Annotated in this window: 20 protein-coding genes and 3 pseudogenes; 12 read left to right on the top strand and 11 right to left on the bottom strand. The window is 69.7% G+C overall.

Going from position 1 to position 24,209, the window contains the following annotated elements; all coding sequences use genetic code 11:
• The first annotated feature begins 28 nt into the window (after positions 1-28).
• A pseudogene (locus ACI2LW_RS28565) lies at positions 29-336 on the top strand (SCO5918 family protein).
• 101 nt (positions 337-437) lie between these two features.
• On the opposite strand, the pseudogene ACI2LW_RS28560 reads toward ACI2LW_RS28565, so the two are convergent.
• Both ACI2LW_RS28560 and ACI2LW_RS28555 read right to left on the bottom strand, forming a co-directional pair.
• Positions 438-633 (bottom strand): annotated as a pseudogene (locus tag ACI2LW_RS28560) (hypothetical protein); the annotation flags it as partial.
• Positions 634-768: 135 nt separating this feature from the next.
• Positions 769-2,709 carry a SpoIIE family protein phosphatase gene (locus ACI2LW_RS28555; RefSeq protein ID WP_404734113.1) on the bottom strand — a complete coding sequence of 647 codons (1,941 nt, stop codon included), beginning with the start codon at positions 2,707-2,709 and terminating at the stop codon, positions 769-771.
• Between the two features lie 392 nt (positions 2,710-3,101).
• On the opposite strand from ACI2LW_RS28555, the gene ACI2LW_RS28550 reads away from it, so the two are divergent.
• On the top strand, positions 3,102-3,491 hold the full coding sequence (locus tag ACI2LW_RS28550) for a hypothetical protein (RefSeq protein ID WP_404734112.1): 390 nt from the start codon (positions 3,102-3,104) through the stop codon (positions 3,489-3,491).
• Between the two features lie 664 nt (positions 3,492-4,155).
• Positions 4,156-4,560, top strand: a complete 405-nt coding sequence (locus ACI2LW_RS28545; protein ID WP_404734111.1) for a hypothetical protein — start codon at positions 4,156-4,158, stop codon at positions 4,558-4,560.
• 316 nt (positions 4,561-4,876) lie between these two features.
• Here the strand turns inward: ACI2LW_RS28545 and ACI2LW_RS28540 are convergent, their stop codons facing one another.
• Positions 4,877-5,995 carry a fatty acid desaturase family protein gene (locus ACI2LW_RS28540; RefSeq protein ID WP_404734110.1) on the bottom strand — a complete coding sequence of 373 codons (1,119 nt, stop codon included), beginning with the start codon at positions 5,993-5,995 and terminating at the stop codon, positions 4,877-4,879.
• A 7-nt stretch (positions 5,996-6,002) separates the two neighbouring features.
• A complete protein-coding gene (locus tag ACI2LW_RS28535; RefSeq protein ID WP_404734109.1) occupies positions 6,003-7,058 on the bottom strand; it encodes a ferredoxin reductase in 1,056 nt (351 codons plus the stop codon).
• 87 nt (positions 7,059-7,145) lie between these two features.
• Here ACI2LW_RS28535 and ACI2LW_RS28530 point away from each other — a divergent pair, with 87 nt between their 5' ends.
• From ACI2LW_RS28530 to ACI2LW_RS28515, 4 genes are all read left to right on the top strand, one after another.
• Positions 7,146-8,285 (top strand): PucR family transcriptional regulator, encoded by a 1,140-nt coding sequence (locus ACI2LW_RS28530; protein WP_404734108.1) that lies wholly within the window; start codon positions 7,146-7,148, stop codon positions 8,283-8,285.
• Positions 8,282-8,410 carry a hypothetical protein gene (locus ACI2LW_RS28525; protein ID WP_404734107.1) on the top strand — a complete coding sequence of 43 codons (129 nt, stop codon included), beginning with the start codon at positions 8,282-8,284 and terminating at the stop codon, positions 8,408-8,410. Before ACI2LW_RS28530 ends, ACI2LW_RS28525 begins: the two co-directional genes overlap by 4 nt.
• A 621-nt stretch (positions 8,411-9,031) precedes the next feature.
• Positions 9,032-10,066 carry an IS110 family transposase gene (locus ACI2LW_RS28520; protein ID WP_404734106.1) on the top strand — a complete coding sequence of 345 codons (1,035 nt, stop codon included), beginning with the start codon at positions 9,032-9,034 and terminating at the stop codon, positions 10,064-10,066.
• A gap of 192 nt (positions 10,067-10,258) precedes the next feature.
• Positions 10,259-11,356, top strand: a complete 1,098-nt coding sequence (locus ACI2LW_RS28515) for an IS110 family transposase (protein WP_404734105.1) — start codon at positions 10,259-10,261, stop codon at positions 11,354-11,356.
• 585 nt (positions 11,357-11,941) lie between these two features.
• Here the strand turns inward: ACI2LW_RS28515 and ACI2LW_RS28510 are convergent.
• The 3 genes from ACI2LW_RS28510 to ACI2LW_RS28500 form a co-directional block, all read right to left on the bottom strand.
• Positions 11,942-12,229 (bottom strand): hypothetical protein, encoded by a 288-nt coding sequence (locus ACI2LW_RS28510; RefSeq protein WP_404734104.1) that lies wholly within the window; start codon positions 12,227-12,229, stop codon positions 11,942-11,944.
• Positions 12,230-12,338: 109 nt separating this feature from the next.
• Positions 12,339-12,470, bottom strand: a complete 132-nt coding sequence (locus tag ACI2LW_RS28505; RefSeq protein WP_404734103.1) for a hypothetical protein — start codon at positions 12,468-12,470, stop codon at positions 12,339-12,341.
• A gap of 8 nt (positions 12,471-12,478) precedes the next feature.
• Entirely contained in the window at positions 12,479-13,741 is a 1,263-nt protein-coding gene (locus ACI2LW_RS28500; RefSeq protein WP_404734102.1) for a PP2C family protein-serine/threonine phosphatase, read from the bottom strand.
• Positions 13,742-14,055: 314 nt separating this feature from the next.
• Here ACI2LW_RS28500 and ACI2LW_RS28495 point away from each other — a divergent pair.
• A pseudogene (locus ACI2LW_RS28495) lies at positions 14,056-14,696 on the top strand (carbonic anhydrase).
• 25 nt (positions 14,697-14,721) lie between these two features.
• Here the strand turns inward: ACI2LW_RS28495 and ACI2LW_RS28490 are convergent.
• The 3 genes from ACI2LW_RS28490 to ACI2LW_RS28480 form a co-directional block, all read right to left on the bottom strand.
• A complete protein-coding gene (locus tag ACI2LW_RS28490) occupies positions 14,722-15,720 on the bottom strand; it encodes an L-threonylcarbamoyladenylate synthase (protein WP_404734101.1) in 999 nt (332 codons plus the stop codon).
• Positions 15,721-15,776: 56 nt separating this feature from the next.
• A complete protein-coding gene (locus ACI2LW_RS28485) occupies positions 15,777-16,988 on the bottom strand; it encodes an FAD-dependent oxidoreductase (protein WP_404734100.1) in 1,212 nt (403 codons plus the stop codon).
• A 702-nt stretch (positions 16,989-17,690) separates the two neighbouring features.
• Positions 17,691-18,527, bottom strand: coding sequence for a hypothetical protein (locus ACI2LW_RS28480; RefSeq protein ID WP_404734099.1), 837 nt, complete (start codon positions 18,525-18,527; stop codon positions 17,691-17,693).
• A 168-nt stretch (positions 18,528-18,695) separates the two neighbouring features.
• Between ACI2LW_RS28480 and ACI2LW_RS28475 the strand changes: the two genes are divergently transcribed.
• The 4 genes from ACI2LW_RS28475 (at position 18,696) to ACI2LW_RS28460 (ending at position 23,212) form a co-directional block, all read left to right on the top strand.
• A complete protein-coding gene (locus tag ACI2LW_RS28475) occupies positions 18,696-19,766 on the top strand; it encodes a sodium-dependent transporter (RefSeq protein WP_404734098.1) in 1,071 nt (356 codons plus the stop codon).
• Between the two features lie 223 nt (positions 19,767-19,989).
• Positions 19,990-20,643: a response regulator transcription factor gene (locus ACI2LW_RS28470; RefSeq protein ID WP_055705962.1), complete on the top strand. Its 654-nt coding sequence runs from the start codon at positions 19,990-19,992 to the stop codon at positions 20,641-20,643.
• Positions 20,634-21,902, top strand: coding sequence for a sensor histidine kinase (locus ACI2LW_RS28465; RefSeq protein WP_404734097.1), 1,269 nt, complete (start codon positions 20,634-20,636; stop codon positions 21,900-21,902). The genes ACI2LW_RS28470 and ACI2LW_RS28465 overlap by 10 nt, the downstream gene beginning before the upstream one ends.
• 38 nt (positions 21,903-21,940) lie before the next feature.
• On the top strand, positions 21,941-23,212 hold the full coding sequence (locus ACI2LW_RS28460; protein ID WP_404734096.1) for a hypothetical protein: 1,272 nt from the start codon (positions 21,941-21,943) through the stop codon (positions 23,210-23,212).
• 209 nt (positions 23,213-23,421) lie between these two features.
• Here the strand turns inward: ACI2LW_RS28460 and ACI2LW_RS28455 are convergent, their stop codons facing one another.
• Positions 23,422-24,183 carry a response regulator transcription factor gene (locus tag ACI2LW_RS28455; protein ID WP_404734095.1) on the bottom strand — a complete coding sequence of 254 codons (762 nt, stop codon included), beginning with the start codon at positions 24,181-24,183 and terminating at the stop codon, positions 23,422-23,424.
• Between the last annotated feature and the right edge of the window lie 26 nt (positions 24,184-24,209).

The following is a 24,209-nucleotide window of genomic DNA, read 5'->3' as shown; positions in this document are numbered from 1 at the left end:
ACGTTCTTCCCTCTCCCTGTGAGGCCACATGCGCTGCGTCATCGCCCGCTTCCCCTTCGAGCTCACCAAGGGCGGAGTGCTGGAATCGATGAAGGACACCAAACCCGAACCGGTCACCGGAGAATCGGTGATCATCGGCCGCCGCCACTACCCCCTCAAGCAAGTCGGCCAAGTCATCACCCGCCAGGACCGCCGTGACTTCAGCGCCGCCGAAGTCCCCGGGCCATGACTCGGCTCGGCTTCACCTGCCGCGCCCTCCCCAAGGCCGCGCCTCAAGGCATCCCCGGCTGGACGCAGCACGCCTCCGCGATGCTCGGCACCCCCGTCACGGTCTGACCGGGCAAACAGACTCGACCCGACATCTGACCGGCAGTGTGGGCCCGACCGGTACGACGGTCGGGCCCACACTGCGTGCAGCGGGTTCCCGTCGCCGTCGCTCAGCGGTCGGAACAGCTGAAGTCGCCCCCGGTCCAGGCGCTGACGTCCTCGATCGCAACCCGGTACATCCCACCCGTCTCCGGGATCCCCAGGGTGCCCGCCAGGTCCGGGCGACATGGAAGCGCAGACGCGTGGGCGCCCGTCCTTCTTCGCGGGGAAGTCGAAGACGGCGGCGAACTCGCCCAAGCGGGCGGAATGCCCGTGCGGCGGAAGTCCAGGTACGCGTCACGCTGGGACAGCCGGGCCGTTGAAACGTCGAGGTCCTGGGGGTGGCGAAGTGCCGGAGGCGACACCCTGACGGTCACGGCGTCGATCACGCTTCCACCCGGTTCAGGGCATGGGCAGGCGCAGGGCGAGGAGGGCGATGTCGTCGGTGCTGCCGGGGGGCACCCGGGCGGACAACCGGTCGCAGAGGGTGTCCAGCGGTTCGTACGCGAGGGCGAGGGCATGGCTGCGCAGTCGGCCGAGCCCGGTGTCCAGGTCGCTGCCGGGAAGCTCGATCAGGCCGTCGGTGTAGAGCAGGAGCGTGGACCCCGGTGGCAGGGCGTGGGCGGCGCTCGGCCGGTGGATGCCGCCCAGGTGGGTTCCGAGGATCAGCCCCTGCCCGGCTTCGAGGTACTGCGCGTTCCCGCCGGGGGTCAGCAGCAGGGGCGGCGGGTGCCCGGCACTGGTCCAGTGCAGTGTGTAGGGGCCGGTGTCCGGGCCGTCCACCCGGGCGAGGACGAGGGTGGCCATCGACACGGCCGTGATGGCGTGCATGGCATCGTCGAGTCGGTCGACGACGGCACCGGTCGGCCCGGTGTGGTCCCAGGCCAGGGAGCGCAGGATGCCGTGCAACTGCGCCATGCCGGCCGCGGCGGTCAGATCGTGGCCCACGACGTCGCCGATGACCAGGGCGAGCGTGCCGTCCCTCAGCGTGAACGCGTCGTACCAGTCGCCACCGACCTGCGAGCCGGCCGGCGCGGGCTGGTACCGGGCGGCCAGCTGGATGAGGCCGTGCAGGGGCAGCGGGGGCAGGAGGTTGCGTTGCATGGCCTCGGCGACCTCGCGCTGCCGACCGAACCGGCGGGCGTTGTCGATCACCGGGCCGACCCGGCGGCCGATGTCGCTCGCCGCGTCCAGGTCGCCGGTGTCGAAGGGCCGTGCCGGGTCGCTGCGCACCAGTGTCAGGGCGCCGGTGACCTGCTGGCCGGCGCTCAACGGCACCGTGATGACCGATGTCGCGCCGGTCGCTTCGAGGAAGGCGTGGTGGACGGCGGCCAACGGGGAGTCGGGCGGCGCCTCCATGCCGGAACGGTCCCGCAGGACGGGACCGCCTCCGTTCAGCACCTGGACCAAGGCCGAGTGGGCCCCTTCTCCGGGCGGCGGCGGAAGGTGTCCGCGCCAGTCCTCCTGTCCGGCGTCGCGGCCCTCCGGTCCGGTCACCGCTACCCGGTGCACCTGACGGGAGCCGACCCGCAGGTCCACCGCCGCGAAGTCGGCGAAACGGGGAACCAGGAGCCGGCTCAACCGGGCGAGGGCCTCGTCCACCTCCAGGGTCTGACCGAGTACCTCGGTGATCTCTGTGACGAGCGTCAATCGCTCGGCGTTGCTCTCCAGTGCGGTCGTGCGAGCGGCTCGTTCCGCCTGCTCGGTACGTTCCGCGTGGTCGGCACGTTCCGCGCGTTCGCGGTGGGCGCGGTGGTCCGCCGCGGTCTCGACGGTGAGCACGACCATGCCCAGGGAGACACCGTCCTGCGTCAGAGGCGTGGCCGACCAGGAGATCGGGATCAGCCGTCCGTCACCCCGCAGGCACCTGTCGTCGTCCCCGCGCGCCGGACGCCCCTCGGCCAGTGCCTGCAGCAGTGGGCATTGCTTGCGTGGGATCCGGGCGCCTCCCGGGTCCCGATGGCACAGGTCGTGCAGGTCCTGCCCGTCCATGACCGCTGCCGCGTGCCCCAGCAGCCGTTCGGCGGCCGGGTTGACCGCGATGATCCGCCCCGCCGGGTCGATCACGGTCACCGCCGTGCCCAGCTGCTCGACGACCCGCTGCCACAGTCCCGGTTCCGCCGCCGACAGCCGCCACTCGTGCTTTTCGCCGGGCCTCACGTCCTCCACGATGCCGCTATCCCCTTCACGACGCACTCCGCTACACCACTTCCCTGGACGCAACCGCTTCTTGCCGTGCGGCGGTATGTCGAGGGTGGCCTGCGCGAGTGCGGGGCAGGTCGCGAGATCCATCTCCCCGGCTACGGTGATCACGGTGCGGTTGGAGTGCTTTCGGGTGGTCACGGTGAGGTCGTTCACGGTTCGCCCCCCATTCGGGGTCGAGCCCATCACACCCATTCAAGGGGGGCAAGCGCGGCCGTTGGGGGGGCGCGCACAGTCGGGCAAGACCACCCGCACCGCGCCCCGGCCACCGTGGTGGCCTGCAAGGTCGGCGCGGGGTCTCCCACCAGACCAGGCTGGTCGTCCAGCCGGCGTTGCACAGGGCGGCCCGCTTCATCGAGGAGTCGTAGACGCCCCGGGGCCGGCCTCGCCACCCGGGCCCGCCCGGATCGGGCCTCTCACCTGAGTCCGGACCCTCCTTCCGACTCCCATGTGTCCTGTCCGTCGAGGCCGCTCTCGGCGAGTGCCAGCAGGCGCGGAGCGGGAAGTATGGTGACCTGGAGCTTCCATTCATCGTGGCGCTGGGCCATGCAGCCGGCTTCCCCGAAGGTGAGGACATCGAGAGAGCGCTGTACGGGAGTACGGTCGAGTACGCCTACGACAGCGGATCGACCTTGAGCCGCAAGCCCGATGGCTACTGGACTGCCACCTACGACCATGCCCACAGCCGTGTCAGCGGCGTGCTCGTCGTGAACAACCCAGCACCCTGGACCTGGACGAAAAACACTCCCGTTCTCTGGCAAAGCCCGGATCCTGCCTCGCTTCCTGCCCCCATCTTTCCTACCTGGGCAACGACGCAACTGGCTGGGATCCAGGTCGAGTGCCAGCCCGCGATTCGCTCCGTCCACACTGCTCTCGGTCTGCCGGAACGCTGGCCGACCGGCGACGCCTTCCCCCGGGAGTGACCCGAGATGACGGCAGCGGCGCCGTCCGACAGCGGCACCCCGGTGAGATCACCTCATACACACGGCAGCGTTCGTTGAGGGCCTCTGCATGGACCGGGGAGGCCGCTCGACCGGGTTCGGGGGGCATCCGTCGTGCACCGAGTGGACGCTCTGATCGGCCGGCCGACGCCGACAGCCGTGTCGCATCCGAACGAAGTGGCCTGCGGCGCGGGCCGAAGGCTGGGAGACGGATGTGGCTAGCCTGAAAACGCGCGACCGAGGCGCCGCGGCGCCTCGCCCTGGCGGTTCGTTGCCGCCGGATCGGAGACGGTGACGACGTCCGCGCGGCCATCATCCCCCTCGATGGGACCGCCCAAGCCCTTCCAGGGTTTCGGCGTCGCCGAGCTGCAACATTGCCTTCCTCACCCCCTGCTGAAGGTATGCGCGGCCGCACAGACGACGGTTCGCCGACCCGCTGAGTTCGCCCTCGTCGCAGTCCCGCGACCGGTGGTCCTCGGCCCTTCCTGCTGAGCCGGCTGACAACTGTCGGCAACGTCTCGCATTTCCGGCGCGAACGTACCGTTCCGCGAAGAAAGGAGCGTTCACATTTCGCTCGAACTCCCCCGAGCTGTCATCAGCGCGCCTATCCTGCTGTCCCACCAAGGCATCACCATCCGGGGGGATCGTGTCCGACACGTTCAAGCCCAAGCCCGCGCTCAAGCGCTGTGCGGTATGCCGCCTGCCGGTGGCCAGGAGGAAGCTCGTCTTCGCCGCGGACGGACAGCCGGTGCACCGCGCCTGCCAGTCGGCCACGGACCGCTCGCCGACCCGTTCGGCGGCTCCGCCCGGTCTCACCCGGGCGCCGAAAGACATCAGCCGCGCCGAACTCCTCAAAAAGATCGAAGCGTTGCGGAAGCGCGACGCGAAAATGAAGCCGGGGGCCGCGAAGGTGCAGCCCGCCGACCGCCCCAAGCAGCCGACAGCGCCACACCGCGGCAAGCGGCCGGTCCCCCCGCCCCAGCCGTTCTACGGTGTGGAGATGAAGTTCATCAACGGCCGGTGGGTGCAGATGCACCCTGACTCCGAATAGTGGCTGCTCGTCATGTCGGGCCGGTCCGAGGCAGGGCCTGCGTCCGGGTGTCACGCGTGAACGTAAGCGTTTGAGACCAGCCATTCGTGCAGGTGGCCTGTCGGGTTTGCCCCCCGGAGAAGCCTGCCGCGTTGTGACGCTCCAGCACCTCGCTGGCCGCCCCGAACACCGCAAGAGCGCTCTGACTTTTACTTTTTCCTCTCTCCGTGCCTCCTGACGTGTTTTCGATGACGCATCACGCGGAGTGCGTGGCGATTCTGGAGCCTGCGGACAAGGGCGCCTGACCTCGGGTTCGTGAGCCAGGCGCTTGCACCCATCAGGCGGCGACGAGCTCCTGCTCACGGTCCGGCGTCTTGACCTTGGGCTTCTTGTTCGGCAGCGAGAGCCGGAAGACCTTGCGCCATGCGGAGAACACCTGTTTGGGCAGTGGTCCGGTGACGTACTCCAGCTCGTACTTCTCGAACAGTGCGCGCACTTTCACCGCGACCTCGGCGTACCGGTTGCTCGGCAGGTCCGGGAACAGGTGGTGCTCGATCTGGTGCGACAGGTTGCCGGTCATGAAGTGCATGGCCCTGCTGCCGCTGATGTTCGCCGAGCCCATCATCTGGCGCAGGTACCACTGCCCGCGCGTCTCGCCCTTGATCGACCGGCGCTCGAAGACCTGCACGCCCTCGGGGAAGTGTCCGCACATGATCACCGAGTGGGACCAGATGTTGCGGACCAGGTTCGCGGTGAACGTGGCGGCGAGCGTGGTGAGGAACGACGGGCCCGACAGCAGCGGGTGGATCACGTAGTCCTTCAGCACCTGCTTGCGGATCTTGCGGCCCACGGCCTTGGCCCGCGCGCGGAACTCCGGGTTCTTGCGGCGCCGCTTGTGCAGGTTCTTGCCGAGCTCCAGGTCGTACGCTGCGATGCCGTACTCGAAGAAGCAGGCGTTGATGAAGTTCCACAGCGGCTGGCCGAGGTGGAACGGGTGCCACTCCTGGTCCTCGTCGACGCGCATGATGCCGTAGCCGAGGTCGTTGTCCTTGCCGATCACGTTGGTGTACGTGTGGTGCAGCTCGTTGTGAGAGTGCTTCCACTGGTCGGCCGGCGAGACGTGATCCCATTCCCAGGTGGTGGAGTGGATCTTCGGGTCCCGCATCCAGTCCCACTGGCCGTGCAGGATGTTGTGGCCGATCTCCATGTTGTCCATGATCTTCGCCACGGACAGACCGGCGGTGCCGAGCAGCCACGCCGGCGGGAAGATCGAGAACAGCAGCACGCCCCTGCTGACCAGCTCGAGCTTGCGCTGCGCCGAGATGACCCTACGGATGTAGGCGGCGTCCTTCTCGCCGCGTCCGGCGATCACTTCGTCGCGGATCGCGTCCAGCTCGTGGCCGAGCTCCTCGATCTGCTCCGCCGTCAGGTGGGCGGTGGGGTCGATGGCGGTCAAGGTGCTCCTACCGGTCGATGTGGCAAGGGCCCGCCGCGGCGGACACACAGGTCTGGATGAGGACGCCCGGCTCGGCCTCGGTGATCTCGCCGGTGCGCAGGTCTCGGACGGCGCCCGCCTTGAGCGGCGTGACGCAGCCGAAGCAGATGCCCATACGGCACCCGGACGGCATGAGCACGCCGGCCTCCTCGCCGACGTCCAGCAACGGCGTGGCGCCGTCCGCGTCGACGGTCTTGCCGGTGGCGCTGAACGTGACCTCGCCGCCGTCGCCGGCGACGACGATTCTGGGGCGGAAGCGTTCGGTGTGCAGGCGCACTTGGACGCCGTGCCCGCTCCAGTGCTCTTCGGCGGCGTCAAGCAGGCCCGCCGGCCCGCAAGCCCAGGTCTCGCGCTCGGCCCAGTCGGGCACGAGTTCGTTGAGACGGGCGATGTCGAGCATGCCGTCCGTGTCGGTGTGCACCTCGATGAGCCGCAGCTTCTCGTCCGCGACCAGATCGTGCAGTTCGTTTCGGAAGATCACGTCCTGCGCCCGTGGCGCGCAGTGGACCATGACGACGTCGTCGAACTCGATGTCGCGCAGCATGCCCATCACGGGCGTGATGCCGCTGCCGGCCGTCAGGTAGAGCACCTTGGCGGGCTTGGCCGGCGGCAGCACGAAGTCACCGGTCGCCTGGTCGAGCTGGATCAATGTGCCCGGTTTCACCCTGCGGACCAGGTGGTTGCTGACCTTGCCGTCCGGGATCGCCTTCACGGTGATCGTGACGCGGCCGTCCTGGCGGTTCGTCGGCGAGGTGATGGAGTAGGCACGCCACAGGCGTACGCCGTCGACGTCGACCCCGATCCGCACGTACTGACCGGCTGTGTGGCCGCGCCAGCCCCGTCCCGGCCTGATCACGACAGTCGCGGCGTCATCCGTCTCGGGGTGCACGGCCTCAATGCGCCCCCGCAGGTCGGCGCCCGCACGCAGTGGGCTGACCAGGTCGAGGTAGTCCGACGGCAGCAGCGGCGTCGTGACCATCTCCAGCAGTTTCCACGCCCTGCTGCGAAGGGCTGCACTCGTCATGACTCCAGCTTGCTGCGTCTCAGGGCGTAAAGTCCTGACCGTAGGACGTGAATCTGGTGGGTGGAATTGTTCGCAGGGAATAAAAACGTGAGTCGTGTAACCCAGAGGGCCAGCGAACTGGCCCTGGATGAGACGACGGTCACCGCACTTCGGGCCGCGCTGAAGACCACCGCCGACGAGGTCGTCCAGGCGATCATCGACGAGGTCCCTTCCTACGCCAACGCCCTTTCGGGCCACATGGGCGGCACCATCCGCCGAGCCGTTCGCACCGCCCTCGGGCACTACCTGGACCTCGCGAGCGGGAACGCCAGGGGCAGCGACGGCGGTGACGCGGCCTACGAGCTGGGCCGCGGCGAGGTGCGCGACGGCCGTTCGATGGACGCCCTGCTCAGCGCCTACCGCGTCGGCGCCCGCGTGGCCTGGCGATGCCTGGCAGCGGGCGCCGTGTCCGCAGGTCTGCCCGCCGCCGAGGTCGCCAAGTTCGCCGAGCTGACCTTCGCCTACATTGACGAGCTCTCCGCCGCGAGCGCCGCGGGCCACGCCGACGAACTGGCCGCCCGGGGCAGAGCCCACGAGCGCCACCTGGAACACCTGGCCCGCGACCTCCTCGCCGGCGCGAGCCCGGACGTGCTGCTGGCCTCTGCTCAACGGGCCGGATGGCAGCCTCCGGTTACGCTGACGGCGGTCCTGCTGCCCGCCGCCCAGGCCCGGCCTGCCTACCGCGCGCTCGACCCGAGCACCCTCGTCCTCGACGATCTGCCGGACGCCACCGGTGTGCTGCTCGTCCCCGATTCCGACCGATCACATCTCGTGCGGCAGCTGACCGACCGCACCGCCGTGGTCGGCCCGGCCCGGCCATGGACTCGTGCGTCGTCCTCGTACGCACGAGCCACACGCGCGCGCTCCCTCTCCTCTGATATCCGCGACACCGAGGACCACCTGCCCGAGCTGGTGCTGAGCGCCGACGTGGACGCGTTCACAGACCTGCGTGCCCGAGCCCTCGCACCGTTGCGCACCTTGCCTGTCGCGACCGCACGGCGGCTGGAGGAGACGTTGCGGGCGTGGCTGCTGCACCAGGGCAGGCGGGACGAGGTGGCGGCGGCGTTGTTCGTCCATCCCCAGACAGTCCGGTACCGGATGTCGCAGCTGCGGGAGCTGTTTCCGGATCTCGCATCGCCGCACCGGGTCCTTGAACTGACGCTGGCGGTCGGTCTTCGGGCCAGTTGACGCGTAATTCGACCGTCCACGAACTTCCGGCGGATCCCGGCATCGTGCTCGGTGTCTACCTGGACGTCCTTGCAGCCGGGACGGTTCGGGTGAGCGACGCGATCAAGGTGCTGCAGGTCGGCTGACAGGGAGCGTTCCACCACGAGTCGCCCACCTGCCGATCCGTCAGGCCCGCGTCTCGCACGACCAGCCACACCCGGTCGCGACTGAGCGGGAGTCGGCCGAGGAGGAGGCCGGTCGCGTCGAGCAGGGTGCTGGCGAAGGCTGGAGCGACCGGGTTGAAACACCGACAGCTGCCGCTCATTGACCCGCCGTTCCAATGGTCCGCCTTCGACTCGAAGTGTCGTACGACGGCGGAATGGTGCCAGTTCTGTTCGTCGGCGACGGGCGGTTCCAGTCAATTCGCTCGAACGAGCGGGCTGACGTGGCTGGAGGCCGGTTGGGCCGAGAACCGTAGGTGGGTGCCTGTCCTACGGCGGAGTCTGACTCCTGAGATCTCTGACCGAGGTGTCCTGATCACACTGTGTCGACCGCCGGCCATGGGACTGCGCACTGTTGGTCTCGGGCTGATGGACGTGTCTCGATAGGGGCTTGCCGGAAAGGCGTCATCACGATTCTGACCGTCCGCACGGCCCGCTGCCGACTACGGGACAAGCCGTTGGGCCTGAAAGGGAACGAGTATGACCGGCACGTCTTCCGCTTCGCGTCCTCGTCGGCGTCGACCGGCGGGGGAGGTGGTCCTGGGAGTGGACACGCACCGGGATGCCCATGTGGCCGCCGTGCTCTCCCTGGTGGGGGAAGTGATCGGCACCCAGGAGTTCCCGGCCAGCGCGGCCGGCTACCGCAACCTGCTGGGGTGGGCCAGGGCGTCGGGTACGGTGCGGCGGGCCGGAGTGGAAGGTACGGGTTCCTTCGGGGCGGCCCTGTCCCGCTACCTGCCGGCCCAGGGTGTTGACGTTTTCGATGTGAACCGGTTCGACCGGGCCGACCGCCGTAGGCGCGGCAACTCGGACCCGCTCGATGCCGAGAACGCGGCCCGGGCCGTGCTGAGCGGGCGGGCGCGCGCCCAGGCCAAGACGGGCGACGGGCCGGTGGAGATCGCCCGGATGTACAAGCCGGCCAAGGACTCGGCGGTCAAGGCCCGCACCCAGGCGATCAACCAGCTCAAGGCCGTCCCCATCCGTGCCGATCCGCAGCTGAGGGAGGAACTGGCCGGGCTGGGCAACGCAGAACTCTTCCGCACCTGCGCAGAGCTCGTCGACGACAGCCTGAACCATGAGACCGGCGAGCGGGCTGTGCTCCACGCCACCCACGTCACCCTGGGCCTCCTGGCCCGGCGCATCGGACAGCTCAGCGAAGAGATCCAGGACCTGGAAGGCCGCCTGACCCGGCTGGTGGAGCGCCACGCTCCGCAGCTGCTCGAGGTGGTGGGCATCGGTCCGGACACGGCCGTCACTTTGCTGATCACGGTGGGGGGCAACCCGGAACGCCTGGGCAGTGAAGCGTCGTTCGCTGCGCTGTGCGGTGTCAGCCCGGTCGAGCGTTCCTCGGGCAGTCGGCAGTACCGTCGCCTCAACCGGGGCGGCGACCGGCAAGCGAACGCGGCCCTGCACCGGATCGTGCAGACCCGCCTGCGCGTCGCCCCGCGTACCCAGGACTACTACGAACGCCGCAGCAAGGAGGGCAAGACCCGGCGCGAGATAGTCCGAAGCCTCAAGCGCTATGCGGCCCGGGAGGTCTTCCACCTGGTCAGGACGGTACCCAGCGTCCCCCCGTTATAGGGGCAGTATGACCGAAGTGTCCAGTCACGGACCTGTCGACTCCTGTTGCGGGATGCTGCCTGCCACCGAGCCACAGGGCGTGTCCCTATAGGGGCCTTGCCGAGTTTCAGGCGCCATCACGGTTCAGACCGCCCGAGCAGGCCGGTGCCATTCACCCCAGCCAGCACGTCACCACGTGGGAGGCGAACCAACATGACGACCAGACAGCGCAGCACCTCCTCGAACACGGATCCTCCCGTTCGGCGAGAGGTCGTTCTGGGCGTGGACACGCACGGCGAGGTGCATGTTGCCGCTGTGATCTCTCCGCTCGGGAAGATCCTAGGAACGGGGTCCTTTCCCGCGACGGCGGCTGGCTACCGACAGTTGCTCGTTTGGGCCCGCAAGCGCGGTACGGTGCGCCGGGCCGGCGTGGAGGGCACCGGCACCTTCGGCGCGGGCCTGTCCCGCTACCTGCTGGCCCAGCAGATCCAGGTGTTCGAAGTGAACCGGCTCGACCGCTCGGCCCGCCGACTGCTGGGGAAGTCGGACCCGCTCGACGCTCAGGCCGCCGCGCGAGCCGTGCTCAGCGGTTGCGCCCGGGCCCAGGCGAAATCCGGCGACGGTCCGGTGCACAGCGCCCGGATCTTCAAGCTCGCCAAGGGCTCCGCGGTCAAGGCCCGTACCCAGGCGATCAACCAGCTCAAAGCCGTCCTGGTCATCGCCGATCCCGCACTGCGGGAACGACTGTCCAGCCTGGGCAACCGCGAGTTGTTCCACGCCTGCGCACGCCTCGGGCCAGGCGACGGCGGGGAGGACGAAACCGCGGTGGTCCAGGCCACCCATATGACTCTGAGAATGCTCGCGGAGCGGATCGAACAGCTCACCGGGCAGATCAATGAGCTGAACCAACGTCTGACCCGGCTCGTCGAACACCACGCCCCACAGCTACTCGTACCGGTGGGCATCGGTCCGGACAGCGCCGTCACCCTGCTGATCACCATGGGAGACAACCCCGAGCGGCTGAACACCGAGGCGTCCTTTGCTGCCCTTTGCGGAGTCAGCCCCATCGAGTATTCCTCTGGTCGTAGGAGCACGCGCCGCCTCAACCACGGCGGCGACCGGCAGGCGAACGCGGCCCTGCACCGCATCGTCTTCACCCGCCTGCGCCACGACCCGCGCACCCAGGCGTACTACGAACGCCGCACCCAGGAAGGCAAAACCCGGCGCGAGATCATCCGATGCCTCAAGCGATACGCCGCCCGCGAGGTCTTCAACCTGGTCAGACCGGTTTCCCGCGCCCCCGCGTTATAGGGGCGTCCCCGAACACCCTGCAATACCGCTTTGACGGGCCAGAAGACGCTCCGGTCCTGATCCTGGGTCCCTCACTGGGTACCACATGGCACAGGTTGTAGAGACCGTCCAGGGGCGTCTACGCCAGTCCAGCGCGGGCATGAAACTCCAGGTCAGAGCATTCTGGTCCGTGAGGCGCCGCCCAGTCGGTGATTGCTGCGTGATAGACGAGTGATACGGCGAGGCCCCGCCGGGGTCCTTCCTGCCGGGACTCTACTCGGAGCCCTGAGGCGGCGCAGCCGCACCGGATCGCTCCGGTGCGGCTGCGCCGTGAGATCGGCTGCGCTCGCGCGGACGACGCAGTCGGCGCCTCACGCAGTCTGGGTTCCTGCGACGATCTGGGAGTGCCTGATTTGCGATCGCACCCGCCTACTCGTCCGTGACGATCCGCGTAGCACATGGCGCGCCCCGGCCACGCGCGGGTAGGGGCGTGAATGACGAGGCGGTGGCCGCGCTGTCCCCCCCACGGCGATCTCGCCGGTGCGCTGATCTGACCAACCCGGTGGCCGTCGACCGCCTGCGGGACGGATCACATCGAGGACGAAGTCAGGATGCGAGAGCATGGGACTGGCTGCTGTCCACGGGACGGATGTTGGCGCCCATTCGCTCGGCAGCGGACCGCTCCAGGTCGGGGTGCACGGTGCGGTCGTTGTTGGCGACGATGTACCAGCTTGGCTTCGTCCGCCGGGCGGTGCCGGGGAACCTGCTGGTTGAACAGGTCCGCCACGGGCCCGGGGCGGCGAGGCAGGTGACGATGCGCATGTCGGGGGCCGAGCCCAGGGTGAGGGTCTCGTAGGCGACGGTGAGTTCCCCGACCGCGGGGTGGCGGATCATTCTTGCTCCGGCTGGTGGACAGTCACTGTGTGCCCCGCCCACCAGGTGCGGAACTCGGGGCTGTGGGTGGCGAGCTCTCGATCCTGGCGCCCGCCTGCCTGCTACTTGATCACGTCATCTGCCGACCGGCCGCGTCCCCGCCCGGGGCGTCGGCCGGCATGAGGGCGGCCGTGATCTGCTTGCCCACCGGTTCGGGATGAACGGCGAAGCCCCGGCAGACGGCCGTCACGATCTCCAGCACCGTCCCGGTCAGGGCGGTCGGGTCGTTGCGGCCAGGCGGACGACGACCATGGCGATGTCGTCGCCTGCGCCGCTGGTGAGGTCCAGGCCGGCGAGGAGGGCGTCGGCGAGGTGTTCCGGGCCGAAGCCCGTGCAGGTGGCGAGCATGGCGGTCAGGTGGGTCAGGCCGGCGTCGATGTCCTCACCGCGGCGTTCGATCAGGCCGTCGGTGTAGAGGATGAGGGTGTCGCCGGGGGTGTAGGTCTTGTTGGCCTGGGGGCGGGGGACGTGTTCGGGGCGGGCGCCCAGTGGTGGGTCGGTGGCCTGGTCGAGCAGGTCGCAGGTGCCGTTGGGGTGCAACAGGACGGGCGGGGGGTGGCCGGCGCTGCTGTAGATGAGCAGATGGCTGTGGCAGTCGACCAGTACCTGGACGGCGGTGGCGGCCAGGGCTCCCTCGACCGAGCGGGCGTACAGCCCCAGGACCTCCAGGGCCTGGGCGGGGCCGTGGACGGTGCGGGTGGCGGCGCTCAGCGCGCTGCGGAGCCTGCCCATGACGGTGGCGGCCATCAGCCCGTGGCCGACCACGTCGCCGACCGCGACGGCGAAGCGGTCGTGGGGCAGGTCGACCGCGTCGTACCAGTCACCACACACATTCAGTGCTCCGACCGCGGGCAGGTAGCGCACGGCGATGTCCGGGTGCCGGCCCAGGTCCGGGGTGTGGAGCATGGTTTCCTGCAGGGCGACGGCGATGCGCCGTTCACGGGCGTGCGCCTGTTGCAGTTCCTCGTTGAGCTGTTGCAGCTGCCGGGCCCGGGCGTACAGCTCGGCTTCCATGGCTGCTTCCCGGCCGGGGCTGACCGATGGCAGATCCTCCGTGCGGCGAGCGCGGACGACGTCGGTCATGTCCTCGGACCGGTGGAGGATCCAGGCGACCCTGCCGTCCGGGCCGAGGACAGGCACGTTGATCGCGGTCCACCACCGCTCCTTGAACACCTCCGGATTGCCGGCGACCGGGATGTCGTACCTCTGCAGCGCCATGTGATCGGTCTGACCGGAGGACAGCACCCGGTGCAGCGAGGCTTTCAGCGTCTCCATCCCGTCGGCCTCCGGGTCGGCGGGGTTGTCCGGGAAGACGTCGAAGAGGTACTGCCCGACCAGCTCGGCCCGACTCCGCCCGGTCCCCTCGCAGAAGGCCGGGTTGGCAGCGGCGATCACCAGGTCCGTGCCCAGCATCAGACACGGGCTCGGAAGGACGGCGAACACCGCCGTGTAGTCGATCTCCGGTGCCGTCACACGTATGTCCCTGCGAGTTCCTCCCCCTTCAATCTACGAAAAGCCCGGCTGCCGCGCCCGCCGAGCTCCCCATGGGAAGGGGGGGCGGCTGCGTACCGCCATCCAGCGGTCGCCCTGGCCGGGACCCTATCGCCGCGTGGTGTCCCCGGCTCGGCGGGCCCTTCTGGGCGGAGCAGCTGCGCAGCGCACCGACGAGGCCCACCGAGATCGACACCGCCTGGTGTCCGAGAGTGGTGGCCGCGGAGGAGGGAGCGCAGGCCGCCACCCGTGGACCCGGCCGTCCGATTTGGCGGGGCCGGCCGTAGCCTTCCGCCATGACTGAGACCCTGACGCCGACTCCCGATGATGCCTTCGAGATGCTGCTGGCAGGCACCACCGGTTCGTCACCGGCTCGCCCGAGCACCCCAACCAGGACTCCGCTCGCCGCGCCGAGACCGCCCCGGCTCAGAATCCCTTCGCGGTGCTGTTCGGCTGCTCCGATTCCCGGCTGGCCGCCGAGATCATCTTCGACCAGGGGCTCGGCGATCTGTTCGTGGTGCGCAACGCCGGGCATGTCGTTGGCGCGGAGGCGTTGGGAAGTATCGAGTACGGCGTGAGTGTGCTGGACTGCCCGCTGGTCGTGGTGCTGGGTCATGACTCGTGCGGGGCCATCGCAGCTGCCTGCGCTGCCGCCGACGGCGGCCGGGTGCCCGCCGGTTTCGTCCGTGACGTCGTCGAGCGGGTGACCCCGAGTGTGCTGGCGGCCCGTGCCGCCGGAGGCGAGCAGCCCGAGGAGATCCTGGCCGAGCACATAAGGCTCACCGTCGATCTGCTGCTGGAACGCTCCCGCGTGCTGGCCGAGCGAGTGGCCGCCGGCCGACTTGCCGTGGTGGGTCTGTCCTACCGCCTGGCCGACGGCAGTGCACAACTGGTCGCCTCCCACGGCCTGAGCAGGGCTGCCGCCCCCACAGGGTGAAACCAACTGCCGGCCACCCCGGTGATCAGTGCTGCTGTAGGCCGGGGACCGAGGAGGGCCGGGGCCCCGCGGCGCGGCGGAGCCGGTTGGCGATCGCCAGTCCCAGCCCCTCCTCCGCCGGCAGGGACGCGACGATGAGCTCGCAACCCTGCTGGTCGAGCTCGCGCAGGAACCCGTACAGCCCGCGCGCGTAGGCGGCCATCGCGGTGGGGACCGTCACCACGGCGTGCGCCTTCACCGGGGCATGGGTGAAGGCGAGCGGAAGAAGAACGCCCACCTGGTGCCCCTGCTCCTGGGCGAGCTCCGCTTCGGCGACGACCTTCTCGGGCTCGACGAGGACGACCCGTGCACGCGGCGCGTAGTGCGACGGATGCTGGCCCGGCACCCGGACACGGCTCGTCGAGGGGACCGCGAGCGGGTGCCCGAGCACCGCTTCGAGATCCTCGCGTGTCACTCCGCCAGGCCGAAGGATGCTCGGAATCTCGCCCGTGACGTCGACGATGGTCGACTCGACGCCGACCTCGCAGGGGCCGCCGTCCAGCACAAAGTCGACCGCCTCGCCGAGCTCCGCACGGACGTGGTCGGCGGTGGTGGGGCTGACCTGGCCGAAGCGGTTGGCGGACGGGGCCGTGACACCGCCGCCGAAGGCCGACAGCAGCGCGAGGGCAACAGGGTGGTCGGGCACCCGCACGGCCACCGTCTCCAAACCACCCGTCGCTTCGAGGGGCACCCGACGACCGCGCCGCAACACCAGCGTCAGTGGCCCCGGCCAGAAGTGTTCGGCCAGCAGCCGCGCCGCCTGGGGCACGCCCCGGACCCAGTCGTCCAGCTGCTCCGCGCCGCCGATGTGGACGATCAGCGGGTGGGAGGGCGGACGCCCTTTGACCTGGAAGATGCGCGCAACAGCTGAGGGGTCCTCGGCGTTGGCGCCCAGACCGTAGACGGTCTCGGTCGGGAGGGCTACCAGGCCGCCGGCGCGAAGCACCTCGGCCGCCTTCTCGATGTCACTGGTACTTGCCGTCACGCCCGCAATACTCCCAATGTTCCGCTCCCCCCATTTCCGTGGAGACCACTCCACGCTCATGGAACGACGACCCATCGGGCGGCATCACGGGCAACGCGAGCGGCGGCGTACTCCGTTCCGGCAACGAAGCGCATCATGGGGCCGAACGTCGGGGCGGCCAGCGAACCAGCGACGTACAGACCAGGCACGGATGTTTCAAACGTCCTGGTCAGCTGAGGGGCGTTGGAGCCGGGCACGCAGACGACGCGCCGCCGTAGCGTAGGGGCGAGAAACGCAAGCGCGTCGATGTCGAGGCGGTAACCGGTGGCGGCCAGCACGTGGTCAACAGCCAGCCCCTCCGAACCGCCCGGCCAGGTGAACTCCAGCCGGGCAGTGGAGCCGGATGCCTCGGCGCGGGTGACACGGCACGAGGTGCGCACCGGCACGACATCCTCGACCCGGTCGCGCAGCCACCAACCGCCGGAGGGCCCCAACGCCCGGCGGAACAACAGCAGCCGGGCGGAAGCGGGCAGCCGCCGCACCCCGCCTGGTGCCCGACAGACCGCGGCGAGTGTCCAGCCCGTCCCCAGGGGCGAAGCGGGCTGCGCGAGCCGCTGCGGCCAAGGCCGGCTCGGCTGCGGAACCGACCCCCACAGAACTCGCCGCTCGCGCACGAGCACCTGCACGTGGGCTCCGGCCTCATGCAACAGCGCGGCGCTCTCCAGCGCGGACTGGCCTCCCCCGACGACCGCGATCCGCTGTCCGGCATACCGCGACAGGTCGCTGTGGTGGCTGGTGTGCGACACCAGGGCCCCGGCTCCCGCTCCGTCCGGCCCGAGGCGCAGCAACTCCTTCGGTATGTACGCCAGTCCGTTCAATCCGGTCGCCACCACGACGGCCGCCGCCGTCAGCTGCCGGCCGTCGTCGAGTCGTACGACGAACCCGGAAGAGCTTGGGCCGCGGTCGACGCAGGCAACCCTGGCCGGTTCCACGTCACCGACGTACCGCTTCTGGAACCACTGCCCGTAACGCACGAACACGTCACACGGGATCGGCGTCAGTTCCGTCAACTCCGACTCACCGTGCACCCTGCGGAAGTCCGCCAGCCGTCCACCCGGCTCGGGTGCAGACAGGTCGGTGGCATCCGGGGTCGACTTCAGGAACATCCCCGTGGCCATGGCATGCCGCCAACTGCCCATCACCTCCCCGAAGATCCGCACTGGAACCCCGGCGGCCCGCAGATGAGCGGCCACCGACAAGCCGTACGGGCCAGCGCCGACCACCACCACCGGGAGCCCTCCGCGCCCGCCGACCGCCCGCTCGCGAGCAGGGCGTTGCCCCGGAAGCGACTGCGTCACACATCCCCCCACCGATCAGCCCACCGCCCTCCCCAGGGCAGCAAGGCACCTCGGAACGCCCCGGCGGCCAACGGGCCACCGCACGCGATCCCCCTCCCGCAACCGAGTGTGCCCCCTCAACCGCAGCCCGCCCAGGATTTCAGCACACCTTGACCGAACCTAGTCAAAGCACCCGACATCCCAAGAAACACAATGATCACGGAACTTACACGCGCTCATCGCCATCTGGCGCCCTCGATGGCTGAACGCAGTGCAGCCTCACCAAGATCGGTCCCATGATTGTCGAGCAGTACCCGGCAAGGAGTCGATCCCATCCTCGCGCGCATCATGCGCCTGACCGGCAGCCACGGCACGTTCGCCATCGAACCGCCTCGCAGTCCGGGTAGTGATCCGGGGCGCTCGACCTGCATTGCGCGTGACTTCCCTGCCGCCGGAGCGTTGGTCCGGTGGATACATGCACCTGTTCCCTGAACCGGCACTCGTGCTGGCGACCCCCGGTTCCTGCCCGGCGCCGGGGGCCGCCGTGTCAGGGGCTCTTCGCCCTCGTCAGCGTGGGTGTCCGGCTCCTCAGATTCGTCCGGATCGGGCCGGGGCACCGGCAGCGTTGCATGGTGCGGTCTGGATTGTGGTGGCTCAGGCTACGGGTACCCCTGCCTGCTCGGGTGCGGCGATGTCATTGCGGGTGACCGAGAGGTACACGACCAGGCCGAGGACGACCGCCAGGAACAGCACGCTGGTGACGACGGTTCCCAGGCCCAAGCCGCCGTCGCCGGTGGGCTGGGAGAGGTAGTCGCCCACCGAGGCACCGAGGGGCCGGGTGAGGATGTAGGCGATCCAGAAGCTCCAGACGGCGTTCAGGTCGAGGGAGAACCAGGCGAGGGCGATCGCGGCGATGGCTGCGGCGAAGAGCACGGCCGACACCCAGTAGCTGAGGTTTATCCCCTCGGCGACCAGGTCGCCGAAGGAGGTGCCGAGCGCGAAGGTGACCAGGACGGCGAGCCAGTAGAACGCCTCACGGCGGGTGGTGTCGATGTGGTGGATCAACAGGGTGCGCTCGGTGCGGTACCAGAGGGCGAAGACGATCACCAGGGCGATCGCGAAAACCGTGCTGGTGGTCTCCAGCGACACGCCCATGCTGTCGGTGAGATTGTCGCTGACCAGGGTTCCGACGACGCTGATCAGGGCGACGGCGGACCAGTACAGGCCCGGGCGGTAGCCCTTCGTGCGGAACTGCACCACCAGGACGACGGTGAGCAGCGCGCTCATCAGCAGCGAGACCCCGGTCAGCCCGAGGCCGGCCTTTTTATTCAGGAGGTCGGCGGCGGTCTCGCCGACCGTGGTGCACAGCACCTTGATCACCCAGAAGCAGAAGGTGACCTCGGGCACCTTGTTCCAGCGCAGCCGGTGACGGGAAAGGGCTGCCTGGCCGACCTCCTCAAGCACCAGATCATCAGATGTCTCGTATGCCATGCTGCCGGACCGTGGCACCGGGTGCCTGAACACATCCTGACTGCCGCCGTGGATCAGCAGCCCCGCCCGTTCCGTGCGCGCACCATGGCTCCATGCACAGGCACGCATGTGGTCTCCGCATAGCGGTCTTTCGTCCCGCCCCTGCCCCCGCGACGGAAGAAGACCGCCATGCACGCTCCCACCGCCACCCCGGCGCCCACTGACCGCGCGAGCGCCTGGCTGCGGCGCCGTCTGGGCCGGGCCGTCGTCCTGTCCTACGCCGCAGCCCTGCTCGTGCCGGGCCCCGGCCTGTGGCTGCGCCACTCCCACGCACTGCCGCTCGGACCGCTGATCCGACTGCCGGTGTCCACCGCACCATGCCTGCTGTGGCTGGTGCTGTTCTCATCCGGACTCCAGGTCCCCGTCCGTGAGCTGGTCCGAGTCCTGCGGTGCCCAAGTGCACTGCTCGCCGGGCTCGCGCTGCACCTGGCGATCCCGTTGCTGGTCATCCCGCTCGTCGCCGTCCTGCTGCACGCCTCGCCCGACTCCGACGGCGGCAGCGGCCTAGTCACCGCGATGATCCTGATCGTGGCGATGCCCGTGGCGGCCGGCGCCACGGTGTGGACCGGCAAGGGCGACGGCGACCAGCCGACCATGGTCGGCCTGGTCCTCGCCTCCACCCTCATCAGCCCACTCACCACACCGCTGGTGATCGAGCTGTTGTCTCCGCTACTTAGTGGCGGCTACGCCAGCTCGCTCGCCGCGAGTGTCCACACTGCGGGCGGTGGCTTCACCTTCGTCGGCGTGGTGCTGCCCTGCGCGGCGGGCATCCTGGTCCGGCTCGCACTGCCCGCGTCGTTGCTCGGCCGGGCGCTGGGCGCAGTCGTGCCTGTCGCCCTGGCCGGCTCGCTGGTCCTGACGTACGTCAACGCCAGCGGCGCCCTCGGCTCCTTCGTCGCTCGGCCACGCCCGCTGCTCCTAGGCGCCGCGCTGGTCGTGGCGGCACTGGTCTGCCAGCTGTCTTTCGTGCTCGGCCGCTGCGCGGCGCGGCTGCTGCGACTGGACCCGCCCGCCGCTTCCTCGCTCACCCTCGCCTGCGGCATGAACAACAGCAGCGCCAGCGCCGTACTGATCACCGCCGTGCTCCCGGACAAACCACACCTACTGATCCCGGTCCTCGCCTACAGCCTGCTCCAGAAGACAGCCGCCAACCGAGTCGTACGGGGCGGGCCTTCCACGGTGTTGCGTTCCATTGCCTAGAACATCGCGGGCCCCGGCCCGACGCAGGACCCGCAGGACACTGGTGCGCGCAGGCTGTCGCAGCCTGTTCCCAGGGTGCAACAGGCGTCGATGGCTGCGACCGTATGGGTGAAGAGTGATCACGGCAGGGGCAGGCCGTGCGGCACCAGCGGCCTGCTCCCGAACGTCAGGCGGCTGACCAGGGAAGATGGAGAACTGGGACGGGAGTATCTAGGGTCAGCGCGTGGCTTTCATCATGGTGTGCGAAGACGACGCGGCGGTCCGCGGGGTCCTCAAGCGCGCCCTGGAGCACGACGGCCACACCGTCTCGGTCGCCGCCACGGCCGACAGCCTGCTGCGGCAGCTCGCACCGGCGCCCCACCTGGTTGTCCTGGATCTCGGGCTCCCGGACGCCGACGGCCGCGACGTCTGCCTGGCCCTGCGGGCCCGCGGCGTGGACGCGCCGGTGTTGATGCTCACCGCCTTGGACGGCCTGCATCACAAGGTGGGCGGCTTCGAGGCCGGTGCCGACGACTACATGACCAAACCCTTCGACATCCCGGAACTGCTGGTCCGCGTCCGGGCGCTGCTGCGTCGGGCCACCGTTGCGCCCGCACCGCGTGAGGTCGTCCTCGATCCGGCGAAGCACGTGGTGACCTACGATTCGGTGAGCATGAGCCTGACCCCGACCGAGTTCCGGCTGCTGGGCCGCCTGATCGCCTCGCAGGGCGACGCGGTACGCCGCCACGCCCTCATCGCTGCCGGCTGGCCGCACGGGGCGCAGGTCAGCGACAACACCCTCGACTCCTATGTGCGCCGGCTGCGGGCCAAGCTCGGTCCGCTGGGTGTGGCCGAGCGTCTGGCGACCGTCCGCGGCGTGGGCTACCGATGGCAGTGACGGGATTCCGTAAGCGGGTCGTCGCGCTCACTGTGCTGATCGCCACCGCCGTGGTCGCGGTCCTGGTCGTGGTCTCGCACGTGCTGCTGAGCCGGGTGACGGACGCCGACGCGCACGATCTGGCACGTACTCGCGCCGAGGCGGTCGCGGCGAACGTCACCGCTAAGGGCGGCCGTGTCGTACTGACGGAGAACGGCAGCGAGGCGCTGGATGAGGTCGCCTGGGTGTATGCCGACGGCCGCCTGCTCGACGGGAACGTGCCGCCGAGCCTGGTCGATCGCGTCGGGGAGCTGGCGGACTCGGGGCGATCGCAGACCGCGTCGGTCGGCGATTACCTCCTGTACGCGCGGGAGGTCCCGATCGACGGCCACCACGTCATGGTGATCGTCCGGGTGGACCTCACGCCCTACGAGACATCCGAACAGCGCAGCCTGACCTTGTCCCTGATACTGGGCGGCCTCACGGTCCTCCTCGCCGGCGGTGTCGCACACCTCGTGGTGCGCCGCGCGCTGCGGGTCGTGCACGAGATGGCCGCCCTCGCCGACGAATGGGGCCATCACGAACCCGGGCGCCGCTTCGACCTTGGAGTCCCTCGCGACGAGTTCGGGGAACTGGGGCGGACCCTGGACCATCTCCTGGAGCGCGTCGACAACGCGCTGGCGGACGAGCGCCGGCTCACCGATGAGATCGCCCACGAGCTGCGGACACCGCTCACGGTCCTGCGGGCCGAGGCGCAGCTGGCACAGCTGTCCGGCGAGCCAGTGCCGCCGGAGGCGGTGCTGAGCGAGGCCGACCGCCTCGATGCGGCGATCAGGACGATCCTGCGCGCCGCGCGCGCACGGACAGACGCCGGGACCCGATGCGATCTGCGCTCCGCCGCGCGGCAGGCGATCGCCGGCCGCGCGGTCGAGGTCGCCATTCCCTCGGAGGTCGAGGTCGCCGTGGCGGCCGACGTCGCCGTGTCGCTGCTGGCACCCCTGCTGGACAACGGCCTGCGGCATGCCAAGTCCCGGGTGTGGATCACCGCGCGCACCCAGGGCGAGGCCATCGTGGTCGATGTCCTGGACGACGGCCCCGGATTCGATCCCGCGGACGTCGACCGGGTCTTCGAAGCGGGGGTGACCGGCGGCGACGGGTACGGGCTGGGGCTGCCGGTGGTCCGGCGCATCGCCGCCTCGGCCGGTGTGGAGGTCCGCGCGATCGCGGACGGCCGCGGTCACGTCGAGATGACACTCCCGGCGGCCCGTGCGGCCGCGTAGTCAGGTTATGTGCAGATTCCCCGCGTCAACCTCCCCGCATGACAACGACAACGGAAGCACGCGCGCGCAGCGGGCGTCTCATGCTCAACAAGGTTCCCGAGGTCACCATCTGGTTCTGGGTGATCAAGATCCTGTGCACGACCGTCGGTGAGAGCTTCGCCGACTGGATCAACATGAAGCTGGGCGTCGGCCTGGTGAACACGGCCTGGATCTTCACCGCGGTGTTCGTGGTGGTCCTGGCCGTCCAGCTGCGGCTGAAGCGGTACGTTCCGTTCCCCTACTGGCTGACCGTCGTCGTTGTCAGCGTCACGGGCACCCTGTACACCGACATCCTGACCGACCAGCTGAACGTACCGCTGTGGATCAGTTCCGCGGTCTTCTCGGTGCTGCTCGCGGCGGTCTTCGGCGTCTGGTGGGCGCGGGAGCGCACGCTGTCGATCCACTCGGTCACGACGCTGCCGCGTGAGTCGTTCTACTGGCTCGCCGTTCTCGTCACCTTCGCGCTCGGCACCGCGACCGGCGACTGGACTCTGGAGCTGACCGGCTGGAGCCCGGGCGTCTCCGTGTTGCTGCCGCTCGGCCTCATCGCGGCGATCACGGCGCTGTGGAAGTTCGGCGCGAACCCGGTGCTGTCCTTCTGGCTCGCCTACATCCTGACCCGCCCGCTGGGCGCGAACATCGGCGACTGGCTCGCCTCCCCGAAGGTCGCTCAGCCGGGCGAGCCGACCGGTCTCGACCTGGGCACCTTCACCACCAGCCTGATCTTCCTCGGCCTGATCCTGGCGACGGTGGTCTACCTGACGGTGACGCGCTCGGACGTGACCGAGACCCACGAGGCGACCCACGCGGCACCGGCCACCAGCAACCCGCGCAAGGAGCACACCGCGCTGGTCGGCTTCGGACTGCTCGCCGTCGCCACCGCGGGCCTGCTGGTCTGGGCCCACGGCCAGCCGCACGTCGGCCCGGCGTCGGAGGAGGACAACACCTCCGCCGTGCAGATGGCTCCCGGCCAGGCGGTGAAGAAGTTCCCGCCCGCCAAGGTCGCCGCGCTGAAGAACCTCGCCTCCACCTCGCTCAAGGACGCACGCTCGGGGAACGAGACCGGGGCCCACGCGGCCGCCCAGAAGCTGCGTGACCTGTGGGACGCCGACCAGGCATCGCTGCAGCCGCTGGACCAGACCGGCTGGACCTCCATCGACGCCCAGATGGACAAGATGCTCAAGACGTTCGGCATCGACCACTCGAACCCGCCGATGTCGCCTGCGCAGCAGGAGAAGGAACTGAACGCCCTCCTGACGGACATGGGCTGACAGACCGCACAGCGCCCGGCCGGCCCACCGGCCGACGGGCTCGGTGTGCCAGGGCGGCGCAGAGAACCGCGCCGCCCTGGCACACGCCGGCGAGCCGCGGACAGTGCAGGCGGCCAGTGCATGTCCGCAGCCTCTCGTGGGGCGGTCGCTGACCGGATGGCGTCGGCCGAACGAGTGCAGACCCTCCTGCGCGCACAGGCGAGGGCCGGTCAACTCTTCGTACCGGCCCCATCGCTCCAGCCGTAGCGCTCGAGGCGGTAGCCATGCCCTCGGAGCGTGGTGATGTGAGGCAACCGGCAAGGGCGGGCGGACTCCTCGGCGGCCTGGGTGAGACGTCGGCGCAGGCCGGCCATGGTGACGTCCAGGGTCTTGGTGGGGCCGAACCAGTTCTCGTCCCACACCTGTGCCATCAGCGTTTCTCGCGAGACGGCGGTGCCGGGATTCTGGGCGAGCAGGGCGAGGAGGTCGAATTCCTTCGGCCGCAAGGAGATCTCCGTGTCGTGCAGGGTGCAGCGGCGTGCCGTGGTGTCGATGATCAGGTCGCCGAGCCGTAGTGGTGGCTGCGGCTGCGATGTGCTGGTCTGTCGCCGCAGGTGGGCGCGGAGGCGGGCCAGCAGGACGGTGAGGCTGAAGGGTTTGACCAGGTAGTCGTCGGCGCCTGCGTCCAGGCCGGCGATGACGTCGATGTCGTCGGTACGGGCGGTGAGGATCACGATCAGCAGGTCGGGGAAGCGGGCGCGCAGGGTGCGGGCGAGGTCCAGTCCGTCGAGGTCGGGCAGGCCGAGGTCCAGGAGAACGGCGTCGTAGGCGCTGCGGTCCGTCTCCGTCAGGGCCGAGGCGCCGGTGCGGCTCCAGGCGGGGGCGTAGCCGTTGACGCGGAGGCCGGTTTCCAGGTGGCGTCCGATGGTGTCGTCGTCCTCGACGACCAGGATGTGCAGGCGGCTGCGGTCCGGTGCGGCAGGCGTGCCCATGGCAACAGAGTAGACAGGTCGCTCCC

Source organism: Streptomyces sp. NPDC004065 (assembly GCF_044903565.1).
Taxonomy (GTDB): Bacteria; Actinomycetota; Actinomycetes; order Streptomycetales; family Streptomycetaceae; genus Streptomyces.
Note: the sequence above shows the minus strand (reverse complement) of the source record. Positions and strands in the feature narration are given on the sequence as shown.

Bases quoted from the DNA above. Each gene is read 5' to 3' on its own strand.
- ACI2LW_RS28535 (WP_404734109.1), bottom strand. From the start codon at position 7,058: ATGACGAGTGCAGCCCTTCGCAGCAGGGCGTGGAAACTGCTGGAGATG.
- ACI2LW_RS28515 (WP_404734105.1), top strand. From the start codon at position 10,259: ATGACGACCAGACAGCGCAGCACCTCCTCGAACACGGATCCTCCCGTT.
- ACI2LW_RS28510 (WP_404734104.1), bottom strand. From the start codon at position 12,229: ATGATCCGCCACCCCGCGGTCGGGGAACTCACCGTCGCCTACGAGACC.
- ACI2LW_RS28480 (WP_404734099.1), bottom strand. From the start codon at position 18,527: ATGGCATACGAGACATCTGATGATCTGGTGCTTGAGGAGGTCGGCCAG.
- ACI2LW_RS28475 (WP_404734098.1), top strand. From the start codon at position 18,696: ATGCACGCTCCCACCGCCACCCCGGCGCCCACTGACCGCGCGAGCGCC.
- ACI2LW_RS28465 (WP_404734097.1), top strand. From the start codon at position 20,634: ATGGCAGTGACGGGATTCCGTAAGCGGGTCGTCGCGCTCACTGTGCTG.
- ACI2LW_RS28460 (WP_404734096.1), top strand. From the start codon at position 21,941: ATGACAACGACAACGGAAGCACGCGCGCGCAGCGGGCGTCTCATGCTC.
- ACI2LW_RS28455 (WP_404734095.1), bottom strand. From the start codon at position 24,183: ATGGGCACGCCTGCCGCACCGGACCGCAGCCGCCTGCACATCCTGGTC.